The following is a 14,031-nucleotide window of genomic DNA, read 5'->3' as shown; positions in this document are numbered from 1 at the left end:
GGGGGCTGCCTGGAGTGATCGCCACAGCGAGGGATTTCATCGAATTCACGTTAAAAGCGAAGCGTTCCTCGAACTGACGTTAATCTGGCTCAACTGATGGCACACTCTATCGAGAAGCCTGTGGATCGGCATTTGATCGCCAACGCTCCCATCACCCTTGGAAGCCACTCCTTTACAAAAACCAGTCTTTTGAACGATTTTGCGAATCGCTGCGGTGAGAATTCCAGGAGGGAATCGCGTCGCGAGCAGGTAGATTGGCGGGGATGCGGATGCGACTGCTGCGATCGTGGTAGTCCACCAAAAGCTGATGATAAAGAGCAATCACTTGCTGAATGTTACTGCTTAAGGTGTAGCGTTCTTCGACGCGCTGGCGTGCTTTTTGGCCCAGAAGGTCTGTCCAGGTGGTGTGGTCGCGCAGTTGGGGCAAAAGGGTTTTTAGCTGAGACGCAACCCCCTGGGTTTTGATGATTACGCCCGCCTCGGCTTCTAAGACTTCTCCATCGGCTCCCGCGTCGGTAGCCACACAAGCAACACCACAGGCCATTGCTTCTAGCAAAGATAAAGATAGCCCTTCTACTAAAGACGGCAACACAAACACATCCGTCCCTCTGAGAATCTCAATCCGGCGTTGCTCATCCGCGATAAATCCCAACCAGACGATCCCGTGTTCTTCTCCGTAAAAAGGAATGAGTGAGGCAGCCAGCGTGCCATGATTGCCCACAATGACGAGTTTACTATTTTTGCCCATATTTGCCTGCTTCCAGGCTTTGAGTAGCGATTCGACGTTCTTTTCGGGCGCGATGCGCCCCTGGTAAAGAAAAATGCGATCGCCGCCCATCTGCGCCTTAAAGCTGGACTTGCCGGGAGAATATTTCGTCGTATCTACGCCATTGGGGATCACAGCAATCCGATCGCTCGGTACGCCCAATTTGATCAAGAGGTCACGCTGGATCTGAGAAAAAATAATGATGCGATCGTACTTTGCTAAAGAAGGCGCATAAAGCTGATACATCAAGTGTTGAGTGCCCGATGTCAGGTTGCGCCGCTTGCGATCAAAGGGCGGATGAAACGTCGCCACCAGAGGTAGATTTAATTCTTGACAAATCTCAGGCAGCAAAAAATCCAGCGGGGAAAGCGTCAGCGAAGCGTGAACGATATCTGGACGGGGCGACAAATCTTGAAGCGCCTGGATCAGAACTCGACTGGACTTTAAAGTGGGAATCGTATAAAGCTGAGACTTGTAGAAAAAAGGAATCGGCACCTCTCGAATGTCAGGCCAGTTATCAGGTGCGTCTTCCTCCTGAGCAAAATGTAGAAAGCTAACTTGATGGTTGTGATCTAATAAAGCGTTGGTGACTTCTCGACCATAGGTCACGTTTCCGCAAAACGGCGTTTTCTTGCCAAGCCATGCAATGTGCATTCGGGGTTATGTCGTAAGAGGGTTCGTACATCGCTAGTCGTTAGTGGTCGAAGGGAGATAAACGACTAACCACTAATCTCTAGCTTGTTTTAGAAATCGTTGTACGGGAAATATACCAGGTAAGGGTAGCCCCTGCGATCGTCAGGGCAGCAAGTGCCAAAAATACAGCCCGCAACCCAAACAACGTCTCAGACACACCCGCCAACACCAACGGCAAACTCAGAGCAATGTTAATTGCATTATTCTGCAAGCCAAACACCTTACCCCGCATTTCTTCTGGCGTTTCTTGCTGAATGGTTGTCTGCATGGGAATGCCCACCAGAGAGGCAAATCCGCCCAACAGCGCAATCAGTAGAAGCGTCACCCAAAGCGTGTGATAAAAGAACGCCAGCCCGACTAAGGACGCAGACATACCCAACGACCCATATAGCCCCAATCGAGCATGAGGCAGCCGTTGCCCAAAGTAGCCAATAATCGCAGCACCACAGGCCATGCCAACCCCACCCGCCGCCAACAAAAAGCCAAACTGAGAGGATTTGATCTCTGGGATCACCTCGGCAAGGCGCACAGATAACACGGCCAGCGCGGCAAAAATTGAGAACAAAATCACAAGCTGAATCAGCGCACTGCGAACATGGCTTTCTTTGCCCAGATAGCGCAATCCGTCTTTGATGTCTTCCCAAACGTGGGGATAGTCTTCGGGTTCGTCAGGCGTAATGCCATTGGTCGAGGCTTTTAGTTTCTCCCCGGTTCTCAAAAAGAGCAGCAATAGACCCGCGATCGCATAACCGCCCCCAACCAGCAGTTCTCGTCCAATCCCAGTAAAAACGCCGCCAAGATGAGCGACGATCGCATCGGCCAGCGCCAAAAGCGGCTCCCCCACGGCAAAGCCAATAATCACCGAAGCCATCATCGTCGTCGTGTAGAGCGAATTGGCAGACAAAAGATGGCGACGTTCGACAATTAATGGAATAGCGGACTGCTCGGCGGGGGCAAAAAACTGGGTCAGGGTAGACACCAAAAAAGTGATGCCCAACATGATGAGGAACCCGACAGGCAAGCCATGCACTCTAGCCCAATCCTTGGAGATCCACAGCAGTGGCGGCAAGGCAAACACCAACCCCCCGCGCAATAAATTTGTAGCGACCAAAACGCCTTTTTTTGACCAGCGATCGACAAACACACCCGCCACCGACCCAAACAAAACTGCGGGAATCGTGAAGGCGATCATAATTGACGACACCCAGCCGCTGATCGTCTCACCCTCAGACTGAAAGCGACTGGCAATCAAGGCAATCATCAGCACCAGATACACTTTGTCTGCAAGCTGAGAAAAAACCTGCCCGGCCCACAGCGTCAAAAAATTACGGTTCCTCAAAACGGGGGCAAAGCCGCTTTCTGACTCGCTCTCTGATTCAGCATCCAGAGGCACAGCTTCTTTTTCCTCTAGCGCAGCCGCCTCATTCAAAAGTTTGAGCGGATCGGACTGCGGTACGAGATCGCCGTTTGTATCGTCTGACAAATGTTTGCTTGTGCCGTTTTGACGCGACGAATTGGGGGCGATCGCTTCCTGCGAATTTATCTCGTCCCACTCATCCGATGGGGTATCTTGCGTTCTCAGCATCGCGGGCACACTCTCCTCACTCAACCCATTATCAGGGAAAACCGATGCATCCGAATCAGGTCGAGTCACTCTTTGCGCTAGATTGGGCGATCGCGAGGTTTTGGGATTGCCCACCCCCCGATCGCCAGGGCCACGATTGGGAGAAGGGTCGCTAGAGGACATCAACAGAAAGTCAGAAGATCGCATCATGATTAGCACTCAAAGGGTCACGGAGCGGGAGCAAAACAGGTGTCGATCAAGGCAGCAGACCGAATCGGCTGGTCAAAGTGATATTGAGCGTAATAGCGGAGAATGCGCTCGATCGCAAACCAGGCAGTCTCAACCGATGGAAAGGACTGGTCAGACAAGTTAGCTTGTGCCAGTTGTTGCAGCAGTGTGAGTTCGGTGGCATTGAGCAGCGTGTTGAGTTTGGCGGATCTTTTGGAGTGGGAAGTCTTGAAGTTGGAGATTTGGGTAGGTTTCTCTAAGTCGGTTAAACCTTGATCTTCTAGACGGATTTGTTCGAGTTCTTTGAGGGTGACGACTCCTCCGGCAACGGTGCTAAAGCCTGCCTGCCAGCTAGAATCCGTCAGGTCGGGGTGCAATTGAGTTTGAGAAACACAGCACTGATGCACTTGAGGAGCAATCCCGGCGAGTACCAAAAGCTGAAAGACAGCGTGGGTGAGATGAGAGAGCACTTGAGAAGAGGGCGATCGCTCCAGTCGTGCGAGATGTTCGTTGAGTAGATAAAACAGATCTTCTTGAGGCTGTTCGCTTAGAGCCTGCTGCAAAACAAGTTCAGCGAGATATTGTCCTGCGGTGAGTTTTTTAAGGTCACGCCCCAACCCCGGATAGGATTCTAACGTCTCAGCCTGAGTAATTTTGTCAAGTGACTTGCCCTTAGCTAGCATCAATTCGTTCACAACAAACAAACCGCTTCTGCCCCCCAGCTTAGAATTTTGCTTACGGCACCCGATCGCCACAACCCGCATCAAGCCAAACTCCCGCGTCAAAACCGTCAAGATCCGATCGGCTTCACCCAGGGGCATTGTTTTGAGATTAATTCCAGTTGCTTTGTAGGTGCGGCTCATGAAGGGAGGAAAGAAGAAGGGATGAGGGATGAGGGATGAGGGGTTTGAAACGGAGATTTCAACGTACTTCACATATAGATCTTCACATATAGATAGTGAGTGCAAGGTTGGAGCCAGGACTTGAGATGAAAACAAAGAATGACTTTTTCATCCCTCATCCCTCATCCCTCCTTACCTAGAGTATCGCGTTGACGAAGCAGATCAGGGCCCTGTGATGTGCCGAGCCGAGTTGCACCTGAGACAATTAACTCTAGAGCCTGGTCGATCGTGCGTATTCCTCCAGAAGCCTTAATTCCTACCCGGTCTTGGGTGATTTCTTTGAGCAGGCGAATATCGGCTACCGTTGCGCCGCCCGTCCAGCCTGTACTGGTTTTGAGAAAGGAAACGCCCGCATCCATGCAGATTTCGGCCGCCAATCGCTTTTCTGAATCGGTCAATAGAGACAGTTCTAAAATGGCTTTGATGACCAGGTTGGTGGATTCACAGATCTCTGCGATTTCTTTGTGAAGGGCATCGACCTGTCCCATTTTGAGCAGTCCCAGGTTGATTACGACATCTAACTCGGCGGCTCCGTTTTCGGCGGCTTCTTGCGCTTCGTAGAGTTTGACGGTTGAGGTCGTCGCTCCGGTAGGAAAGCCAATCACCGTTGAAACTTTGGGCTTTTTGTTGTGCAGCAACTCAACGGCTTGACGAACATAGCAAGGTTGGACGCAGACCGTCGCAAATCGGAAGCGATCGGCTTCATCACACCACTGTTGAACCTGGCTGGCGGTGGCAGTCGGAGACAAGAGCGAATGATCAATATAAGGAGCGATATCAATGTCTGGAGATGTTGCCATTGATGAAACCTAATTCTTAAAAACACTGACCATTCTTGGACTTTAGCCGATCACGTCTCACTTTCGTGGGGACTGTCTAAATTCCTTTCATCCTTTCTTAAAACAAAAAGAGCAAAAAATAATCCGTACCTCCTACCCCCTAAGAGGTCAAGAGTTACGGACTGTGTGGCTTTCTTGACAGCCTGCTTGGATTAAATGATTTCTTCGGAAGGGTTTTTTAGTTAAGGTTAGCGCGACCCCGCACCGCCCGTACCGCTGGGGGCAGGGTTTGGACTTGGACTGAAGGCAGCATTGAAGGAAAATGGCGAATGTGATGGCAAGCTTATCGAACTGGTCACCTTGGATGTCACGATCGCGCCCACTTTTTCTAAAGTTTGCTCGGAGCCGGATTGGTTAGATTCGCGGATGCTGACTAGAGAGGAACGAGCCTGAGAAACTCCGAGCGCCGTAACCGTAACCAAAACCAGAGGGCAAGCGATTTTTGAAAAGGTATTCATTTTAGCAACCTGAGTAATAAAGCAGCAGACGAATGACCCTTGCAGAACATTTTAAGCAATTATGCTGAAGTCATCCAGTAAAAATACTGAAACTTCATAATGGTTTCATGAGGGATTTAAGAAATTCCAGAACAAGCTCAGTGTTTACCCGTAGATAAGTGTACTGATACGTCACTCTACTCTTTCTGTTAAATGTGCATCCTCTTCCGTTAGAGGCAATTTCTGATGGTATTCAAGGATTTATTAAGGAAAAAAGCCCATTACTCTACTGTTAATACCAATTAATATAAATATGCTTACAGAAAAAATACGGAAAACTAATGTATTCTTTACAATTCACTGCGTAATTCTTCACAACTCTTGATTTGACGACTCAGAACATCGTAATGGAAGAAAACTATTCATCGGCAGATCTCAGTGTTCGTTCTCAGCGCAACCGTAGTATCAAGCTAACTCCTGCTGATTGCATCCGATTGCGATCGCGCTTAATCAACTTCACCAATAACCAGAAATTTACGGAAGCTCCGATCGGCACGCTCTGCGGGAATTACCTGGAATGGGTCGATCATCTGCCTGCCGCATTCGTAGATCTGCTGATTTTAGATCCGCCCTATAATCTGACCAAAGAATTTAACCAACTCAAGTTTTCTAAGCGGACGGTCGATGAGTATACGGAGTGGCTAGAAGGAACGATCGTTGCGTTAAAACCGCTACTCAAATCCACGGCTTCAATCTACATCTGTGGCGATTGGTTTTCGTCGGGGTCAATTTTTACCGTCGCTGCCCAACATTTCACCGTCCGAAATCGCATCACCTGGGAGCGAGAAAAAGGGCGCGGAGCCAAAGCCAACTGGAAAAACGCCAGCGAAGATATCTGGTTTTGCACCGTTTCTGATCAGTACACGTTCAACGTTGACGCAGTGAAACTTCGGAGAAAAGTGCTGGCTCCCTATCGCAAAGACGGGGTTCCTAAAGATTGGCAGGCCACCGATCGCGGCAACTTTCGCGACACTCATCCTTCTAATCTGTGGACAGACATCACGATTCCGTTTTGGTCGATGTCAGAAAACACCCATCACCCGACGCAAAAAAGTGAGAAAGCGATCGCCAAGTTAATTTTGGCCAGTTCCAATCCGGGTGATTTTGTGTTTGATCCCTTTGTGGGCAGCGGCACGTCTTCGATCGTTGCCAAAAAGTTAGGCCGACGCTATCTGGGCATTGAGCAAGATGAAGAATACTGTCTGCTGACCGAGCGCCGCCTTGAGCTTGCAGACACCGTTTCCACAATCCAGGGGTTTGCCGATGGCGTATTTTGGGAGCGAAATACGTTGGCGATGCAGAAAAAAGAGTCATGAAAAAGGTTAAAGGCAGCCGTTTGTTGCATTCAGTTGCTCTGTACTGAAGCCGTGGCTCACAGCGCGAACTCCGTTGAAACGAACTAATACGGACTAATTGCTAAAGGACGTTTAAAGGTGGTCGTTCATCGCATTCACCCACCCTGCACTGGAAGTCGTGGCTCACGGTGCGAACTCCATTAAAACGGGCTAAAGAAGTTGAAATGGCTCTGGAGTCCCTTCAGTGGACTTTTCTCAATTAGCCCGTACTTTCAGTGCAGGGCGGGAGGGCAGCGCAGCGAGAGATTGTTGTACTTTTCAAAGAAACTGAATGCTGAAACATCAATTATGCCGCCTTCAACTATCCGGAGGATTGAGGTGGAAGGTACATCTGAGTGAGAACATCAAGTAGCTGATTGACTGACAAATCTTTTGGGTTAGGTTGGGTTAAACCTGGGTGAAACCAAACGCTGGAGAAGCCTCTGCTGGGTTTTGCTTTGCTCAACACCAACCTGCGGGAAATGAAGGGTTTTAGAAGTTTTGTCAGTCAATCAGCATCAAGTAGTCATTTTCTTCTAAAAGAAGCCCTATCGACCCTACCTCGACAGCTAGTTGCTTAGTTGACTAAAATGAAGATGCACTCCACGATTGATCAGTAGCTATGTCAGAAGATAAATAAAAGAGAATAGTGGTTGCACCTCCATCCTTAGTTTCATCCTCTTCACTACCAGCTAATCGCGTCATTAGTGTTGAGCTAGAAAATGGCGAGGATGTCGAGTGAGTGTGGATGTCACTACCAGACGGCACAAAGTACGTCAGTGGATATACTGTTGTCAAACAATAAAGTAGATGGCGCAGCAATCGTAGTGATCATCTACGGCCTTAAGAAAAGCAGGAGAAAATGAGTGTTTTCATTATCAATGAAGTGATCAAACGGCTAGAAATAATGCCGCAGCACTTGCAACAACGAGTGCTTGAATTTACTCAGGCGTTAGTAAAAGCTGAAGTTCGAGGAACTCCAGGGCAGCAATTGCTACGATTTGCAGGTTCAATTCCTCCGGACGATCTCCAGTTAATGCGTGAGGCGATCGAGCAGGATTGTGAACGGGTAGATGTTGATGAGTGGTAGGTATTTGCTCGATACCAACATTATTATTGCTCTTTTTGCAGATGAAGCAGTCGTCAAAAGCAATCTCGCTCAGACCAACGAAGTTTTCATTCCAAGTTTTGTGATTGACGAGTTGTGTTATGGAGCCAGAAAATCAGGACGAGTGGAAGCAAATTTAGCAAGAGTTGACGACCTGGTTGCTAGCAGCACGATATTGGGATGTGACGCTGAAACTGCGAGGCAATACGGTGAGGTCAAAAATAAGTTGAGGCTCAAGGGTCGTCCGTTACCTGAGAATGATGTCTGGATTGCAGCCCTTGCCCTGCAACACGCTCTGATTTTGGTAACACGCGATGCTCATTTTCAAGAAATCGAGAGTTTGCAAACAGTGGCGTGGTGAGTAAAGCCGCCGCATAACAATCCGATCGGAGCATGGCGAAGGTCTCTGGTATGGATGCAAAGGTTGCTGGCGGTCGCTCAACCGGAGCGATCGAGTGAAAGCATTGCTCACACTCAGGTTCAGAGGTTTGTCACTCAAAACTTCATCTGTAAATACAAACCCCTTTTGTTAAGCTCTGTTTCAAGTTCACGAGAGTATGAACAATTCGGCAAAACGTCCGTGATACCATGCTTTCGTAGCTTTTAGAGAATGGGAGAAAACCTTTGGCACTACGGGTGGCAGTGGTAGGCGGAGGCCCAGCAGGGTCTTCTGCGGCAGAAACCTTGGCAAAAGCAGGGATTGAAACCTATTTAATCGAACGCAAATTAGACAACGTAAAGCCTTGCGGGGGCGCGATTCCTCTCTGCATGGTGGCCGAGTTTGATCTGCCCGAAAATATTATCGATCGCAAAGTCCGCAAGATGAAGATGATCTCTCCGTCGAATGTGGAGGTCAACATCGGTCACACGCTCAAAGATGACGAATATATTGGCATGTGTCGCCGCGAAGTGTTGGATGGCTTTATGCGCGATCGCGCCGTCTCGCTTGGAGCAGTTTTGATCAACGGCACGGTTCACAAATTAGAAATTCCCTCGTCTGACAAAGCCGCTTATACGCTGCACTACGCCGATCACTCGGATGGCAGCCTCGAAGGAACCGCCAAAACGCTCAAGGTCGATCTCGTGATCGGGGCAGACGGCGCAAACTCACGGATCGCCAAAGCCATTGATGCCGGAGATTATCGGTATGCGATCGCCTTCCAAGAGCGGATCAGACTGCCCGAAGACAAAATGGCCTACTACGAAGACCTGGCCGAAATGTACGTGGGCGATGATGTCTCGACCGATTTTTACGCTTGGGTCTTCCCCAAATACGATCACGTCGCAGTCGGGACTGGCACCATGTCGCCCAACAAAGCAGACATCAAAAAGCTGCAAGCAGGCATTCGCGCCAGGGCTGCCAAGAAACTCAGAGGCGGCAAGATCATTCGCGTCGAAGCGCATCCCATTCCTGAGCATCCCAGACCTCGCCGAGTGGTGGGCCGAGTTGCTCTGGTCGGAGACGCTGCCGGGACAGTGACCAAATCTTCGGGAGAAGGCATCTACTTTGCCGCCAAGTCTGCCCGCATGTGTGCCGAAACAATCGTCGAATTTTCTGAAAATGGCGCAAAAATTCCTACAGAGTCTGATCTGAAGGTTTATCTCAAGCGTTGGGACAAAAAATACGGCATCACCTATAAAGTGCTGGACATCTTGCAAACGGTCTTTTATCGATCGGATGCCACTCGCGAAGCCTTTGTAGAAATGTGTTCTGACATCGATGTGCAGAAGTTGACGTTTGACAGCTATCTGTACAAGACGGTCGTTCCGGCGAATCCTTTGGTGCAGCTAAAAATCACCGCGAAAACCCTGGGCAGTCTGATTCGCGGCAATGCGTTAGCACCCTAAAAAACCTGGATTCGATAGAATTTTGCGCTGCGGTTACAAGTTCGGGCAGTCCCTCAGAATTGGGGGCACAAGCACTCAGTACCGAAGCGGATAGTTCCATTGAATTTACCAAAAAATTGCCCTTAGCGATCGACTCCCAGATCCAGACTGCCAGGCCTCGTGGTTTGGCAATTTGATTCAAGTTAAGCCGATCGCTAAGGGCTTTTAATAGTCAGAGACTAACAGCTAACCGCCACCAGCGCTTTTTGTGACTTGACCTGCACCTGACCGTCATCATCGACATCGACGATCGCCGTGTCACCAGATTGAATCTGACCCGACAGAAACGCCTCAGCTAGACTGTCTTCGAGCAGACGAGCGATCGCCCGACGCAACGGACGCGCCCCATAACTGGGATTGTAGCCTTCGGTGACGACCTGAGCTTTGAAGCGATCGCTGACTTCGAGGTGGATGCCTTGATCGCTCAGACGGGTTGCCGCTTCCTGAATCAGCAGATCCGAGATTTGGGTCACCTCGTCGCGAGACAACTGACGGAAGACGATGGTTTCATCCAGACGATTGAGAAATTCTGGACGGAAGTGATTCTTTAACTCGTCGTTGACCAGTGTGCGAATGTGATTGTACTGAAGCGATTCGGACGAGCCGCTAGCAATCTCAAAGCCCAACCCTGAGCCACCTTTCTCAATCACCTTTGAGCCAAGGTTAGAAGTCATGATCAGCAGCGTATTTTTAAAGCTGACCGTCCGACCTTTAGCATCCGTCAGTCGCCCGTCTTCTAAGACTTGCAGCAGCATGTTGAAGACATCGGGGTGAGCCTTTTCGATTTCGTCCAGCAGGATGACTGTGTAAGGCTTGCGACGAACGGCTTCGGTAAGCTGACCGCCCTCGTCATAGCCAACAAACCCTGGAGGTGAGCCAATCAGCTTAGAAACGGTGTGGGACTCCATAAATTCCGACATATCCAGTCGGATCATCGCCTCTTCTGAACCGAAGACGGTAGCAGCTAAAGCTTTGGCGAGTTCAGTCTTACCGACTCCAGTCGGCCCAGAGAAGATAAAGCTGGCGATCGGGCGATCGGGATTCTGTAAGCCAACTCTGGCGCGTTTGATCGCTCTCGCAACGGCGGTGACGGCTTCATCTTGTCCGATAATTCGCTCGTGCAACGTATCTGCTAAATGCAGCAGCAGCACCGATTCCGATTCGGTCAACCGATTGACAGGAATGCTCGTCCAGGAAGAAACCACTTGCGCGATATCTTCTTCGGTGACGATCGGCGATTGAGCATTCACAGGAGCATCATCTCCGCGCAGGCTGGCTTCGAGTTCGAGTTCACGATCGCGCAGCGTCCCCGCTTTGTCAAAATCTTGAAGGGTAACGGCTGCCTGCTTAGACTTGGTGACCTCGCGCAGTTCTTTCTTGAGCGCTTTGGTTGCCGACTGATGAGTATGTCTCAACCGCACAAGCGACCCCGCTTCATCAATCAAATCGATCGCCTTGTCCGGTAGAAATCGATCTGTAATATACCGATCGGACAGTTTAGCCGCCGCCGCGATCGCCGCATTGCTGATGATCAATTGATGGTGCTGTTCGTAGCGATCGCGCAATCCATAGAGAATGTCGATCGTGTCTTCAACACTGGGCGCACCGACCTTCACAGGCTGAAATCGTCTTTCTAGGGCAGCATCGCTCTCGATTTGACGGTACTCATCCAGCGTGGTCGCCCCGATGCACTGGATCAAACCTCTCGCCAAAGCAGGTTTCATCAGATTTGCAGCATCCATACCGCCACCCACGCCACCCGCACCCACCAGGGTATGAATTTCGTCGATGAACAGAATAACGTTGCCTGACTGCTGCACCTCATCCATAACTTGTTTCAGGCGTTCTTCAAATTCGCCCCGAAACTTGGTGCCTGCCAGGAGACTGCCCATATCTAAACTGACAACCTGCTTGTTTTGCAGAATCTCAGGCACGTCTTGATTGTAAATTCGCAGGGCTAACCCTTCGGCGATCGCTGTCTTACCGACACCTGGTTCGCCCACCAAGACGGGATTGTTTTTGGTGCGACGACCGAGAATTTGAATCACGCGATCGATTTCAGTGTGCCGTCCGATAATTGGGTCGAGCTTGCCCTCGGCTGCTTTTTGGGTCAGATTGATCCCAAACTCATCCAAACCAGGGGTACGCTCAGAAGAATTTCGGATAGGACGTTCCTTCAAACCCCCTGCGGGAACGGAAGCCACTTCTCCGAGGGTCTGGATGATCATCAAGCGCACTTGAGCGAGATCAACGCCCAGGTTGGTCAACACTTTTGCACCCACGCCCTGATTGTCTTGGACTAGACTCAGCAGCAGATGTTCGGGGTGGACGTAGCGATGGTCAAGTTGACGCGCCTGTTCGAGGGCATGGTCAAAAAGCTGTCTTGTCTTTGGCGTAAAAGGCAGATCCGCTAGCGATGAACCGGTGCCCCGCCCGACAATTTTATCGACTTCTTGGCGAGCGGCTTGCAGGGTCACGCCCAACTCCGTCAAAACCGAGGTTGCGATCGTGTCTTTTTGTCGAAGTAAGCCCAACAGCACCGCTTCAGTGCCCACAGAATTTTGTCTGAGGCGACGAGCTTCTTCTTGGGCGTTGATGATGGCGGCGATCGCCTGTTCGGTGAAATATTCAAACATTGGGACTTTCTCCACTAAGCTTTGTCAGCTTCCACTCGGTTAACCGACGAGCGGGACGGGTGTTGGATGCACGTAAAGTTTCTTGTAGTATGTCTCCCTAATCTAACGATCCCCAAAGCTAACCCACTAGGGAGGAAAACCGTATAAGCCAGAGTCGTAACTGTAACCACAAAAGTAGGCACCAGATTTACGCTCTAAATGTTTAACTTCCTCGAATTTCTTAATATCTTTGTCCAGTGCAGAAACCCCGTCATTTCTGGCTTTAACTTTAGGGCAGGTGGGTCGATCGCTCCTTTTTACTTTGCCTGTAGCTAATTAAGTAAACATTCCCAAAGATGGTGTGTTTAAGGCGACGAACTCTCAATGAGTTTGGGCAATTCTTACCAACTAAACCGCCAAGAATTGAAGATAATAATTAACATTTCTATCCATTGAAAGAATGAACTTTGGGAGATATACTACCTCCAAAGATAGAGTTTTTGCTTAAAACGTTTGGCTCAAATCATGGCTCAAAACACTAAGCAAAACTTCTACAAAATCTCTGTTGGGGAATAGAACTATGAATATTATCGCTTGGGCTATTTTGGGAATTATTGCAGGTGCGATCGCTAAAGCCATCTATCCGGGCACTCAAGGCGGCGGACTTCTCAGCACTATGATCCTCGGCATCATCGGCGCATTTATTGGCGGCAGCGTTGTCACACTACTCACAACAGGGCAGATAGGGCTAACCGCCGCAGGGTTTAGTATTCCTGGAGTAATTGTGGCGGTGATTGGTGCCATAATTGCCATCTTCTTGTGGGGTCTGATCACCCGGAATGCCGCCTAAAACCAAACTGGGGAGCCGAGAGAGGACTTTCTAAGCTAGTTTTTTAAGCTGTGTGAAGTCAGTCTCCCGCGCTTCCCCACCTGAAGTTTTAACGTTATGGCAGTCTCTAACAGGCTGATCAAAGAACGTTTTTGAGCAACTCTATCGCCGTAAGGCTGCCCATGTTTTTGCGGTCGATGAGTTGGGATTTTGGGACAGTTTGGATGTGAAGGTTTGTCGATCGTTTGGGCGAAATCCTACCTGTTGTAAACCCTGCAAAACTTTGCCACGGACTTCTTCTGACTGACTATCTAAAACTGAGATGGCGGTCGATCGCTGTACTAAAAGCTCACCGAGAAAGCCACTTGCGAGTTCTCCTCCTGCCCCATCCGTCCCGCGATACAGATAGCGAATTAAAAGATCGATCGCGGCTCGATCGTCCTGCATTCCTCGCTGTCGTAGTTGTGTGAGATAGTCCGTGGTTCGACTAAATTCGCTGCCGCAAAATACCCGCGTCAAGTTTAGCGACACCCAGCCCTTGGTCGGGCGGCTAATTTCGAGCCAGCCGTTGTCACTGCTCACCACTGCCAAAGATTGTAGACGATCGAGTTTGCCGACAATATTGGCTTGAACGGTGGGACGCGATCGTACAGTGGTCGGCGGATTGGGGTCGTCTATTATGGTGACACTCGATCGCCTGCCTGATCAGTTTGGGCCGAGCGATCGCTAAAGGTTGTCTAGAGCAATCACATCCTTCAAGTAAAAACCA

Annotated in this window: 12 protein-coding genes; 5 read left to right on the top strand and 7 right to left on the bottom strand. The window is 49.8% G+C overall.

Going from position 1 to position 14,031, the window contains the following annotated elements:
- Positions 1-172: 172 nt before the first annotated feature.
- The 5 genes from ACJ2PR_RS24235 to ACJ2PR_RS24215 form a co-directional block, all read right to left on the bottom strand.
- Positions 173-1,420 (bottom strand): glycosyltransferase family 4 protein, encoded by a 1,248-nt coding sequence (locus tag ACJ2PR_RS24235; RefSeq protein WP_446856184.1) that lies wholly within the window; start codon positions 1,418-1,420, stop codon positions 173-175.
- Positions 1,421-1,499: 79 nt separating this feature from the next.
- On the bottom strand, positions 1,500-3,233 hold the full coding sequence (locus ACJ2PR_RS24230; protein WP_446856183.1) for an MFS transporter: 1,734 nt from the start codon (positions 3,231-3,233) through the stop codon (positions 1,500-1,502).
- Between the two features lie 17 nt (positions 3,234-3,250).
- Entirely contained in the window at positions 3,251-4,186 is a 936-nt protein-coding gene (recO, locus tag ACJ2PR_RS24225) for a DNA repair protein RecO (RefSeq protein ID WP_446878865.1), read from the bottom strand.
- An 89-nt stretch (positions 4,187-4,275) separates the two neighbouring features.
- Positions 4,276-4,953 carry a deoxyribose-phosphate aldolase gene (deoC, locus tag ACJ2PR_RS24220; RefSeq protein ID WP_446856181.1) on the bottom strand — a complete coding sequence of 226 codons (678 nt, stop codon included), beginning with the start codon at positions 4,951-4,953 and terminating at the stop codon, positions 4,276-4,278.
- A gap of 227 nt (positions 4,954-5,180) precedes the next feature.
- Positions 5,181-5,450, bottom strand: a complete 270-nt coding sequence (locus ACJ2PR_RS24215; protein WP_446869040.1) for a hypothetical protein — start codon at positions 5,448-5,450, stop codon at positions 5,181-5,183.
- Positions 5,451-5,836: 386 nt separating this feature from the next.
- Here ACJ2PR_RS24215 and ACJ2PR_RS24210 point away from each other — a divergent pair, with 386 nt between their 5' ends.
- The 4 genes from ACJ2PR_RS24210 to chlP all read left to right on the top strand — a co-directional run bounded on the left by ACJ2PR_RS24210 (position 5,837) and on the right by chlP (position 9,779).
- Positions 5,837-6,805 carry a DNA-methyltransferase gene (locus tag ACJ2PR_RS24210; protein WP_446869041.1) on the top strand — a complete coding sequence of 323 codons (969 nt, stop codon included), beginning with the start codon at positions 5,837-5,839 and terminating at the stop codon, positions 6,803-6,805.
- 880 nt (positions 6,806-7,685) lie between these two features.
- Complete coding sequence (locus tag ACJ2PR_RS24205) at positions 7,686-7,913, top strand: hypothetical protein (protein ID WP_446856178.1); 228 nt, start codon at positions 7,686-7,688, stop codon at positions 7,911-7,913.
- Positions 7,903-8,292, top strand: coding sequence for a PIN domain-containing protein (locus ACJ2PR_RS24200; protein WP_446869042.1), 390 nt, complete (start codon positions 7,903-7,905; stop codon positions 8,290-8,292). Before ACJ2PR_RS24205 ends, ACJ2PR_RS24200 begins: the two co-directional genes overlap by 11 nt.
- A 263-nt stretch (positions 8,293-8,555) precedes the next feature.
- Positions 8,556-9,779 (top strand): geranylgeranyl reductase, encoded by a 1,224-nt coding sequence (chlP, locus tag ACJ2PR_RS24195; RefSeq protein WP_446869043.1) that lies wholly within the window; start codon positions 8,556-8,558, stop codon positions 9,777-9,779.
- A gap of 218 nt (positions 9,780-9,997) precedes the next feature.
- Here the strand turns inward: chlP and ACJ2PR_RS24190 are convergent, their stop codons facing one another.
- Complete coding sequence (locus ACJ2PR_RS24190; RefSeq protein WP_446878864.1) at positions 9,998-12,454, bottom strand: ATP-dependent Clp protease ATP-binding subunit; 2,457 nt, start codon at positions 12,452-12,454, stop codon at positions 9,998-10,000.
- A gap of 559 nt (positions 12,455-13,013) precedes the next feature.
- On the opposite strand from ACJ2PR_RS24190, the gene ACJ2PR_RS24185 reads away from it, so the two are divergent.
- Positions 13,014-13,283: a GlsB/YeaQ/YmgE family stress response membrane protein gene (locus tag ACJ2PR_RS24185; RefSeq protein ID WP_446856174.1), complete on the top strand. Its 270-nt coding sequence runs from the start codon at positions 13,014-13,016 to the stop codon at positions 13,281-13,283.
- 141 nt (positions 13,284-13,424) lie between these two features.
- Here the strand turns inward: ACJ2PR_RS24185 and ACJ2PR_RS24180 are convergent, their stop codons facing one another.
- Positions 13,425-13,847, bottom strand: a complete 423-nt coding sequence (locus tag ACJ2PR_RS24180) for a hypothetical protein (RefSeq protein WP_446878863.1) — start codon at positions 13,845-13,847, stop codon at positions 13,425-13,427.
- Positions 13,848-14,031: the final 184 nt, after the last annotated feature.

Source organism: Phormidesmis sp. 146-33 (assembly GCF_052939515.1).
This window is presented reverse-complemented; position numbering and strand designations above follow the sequence as displayed.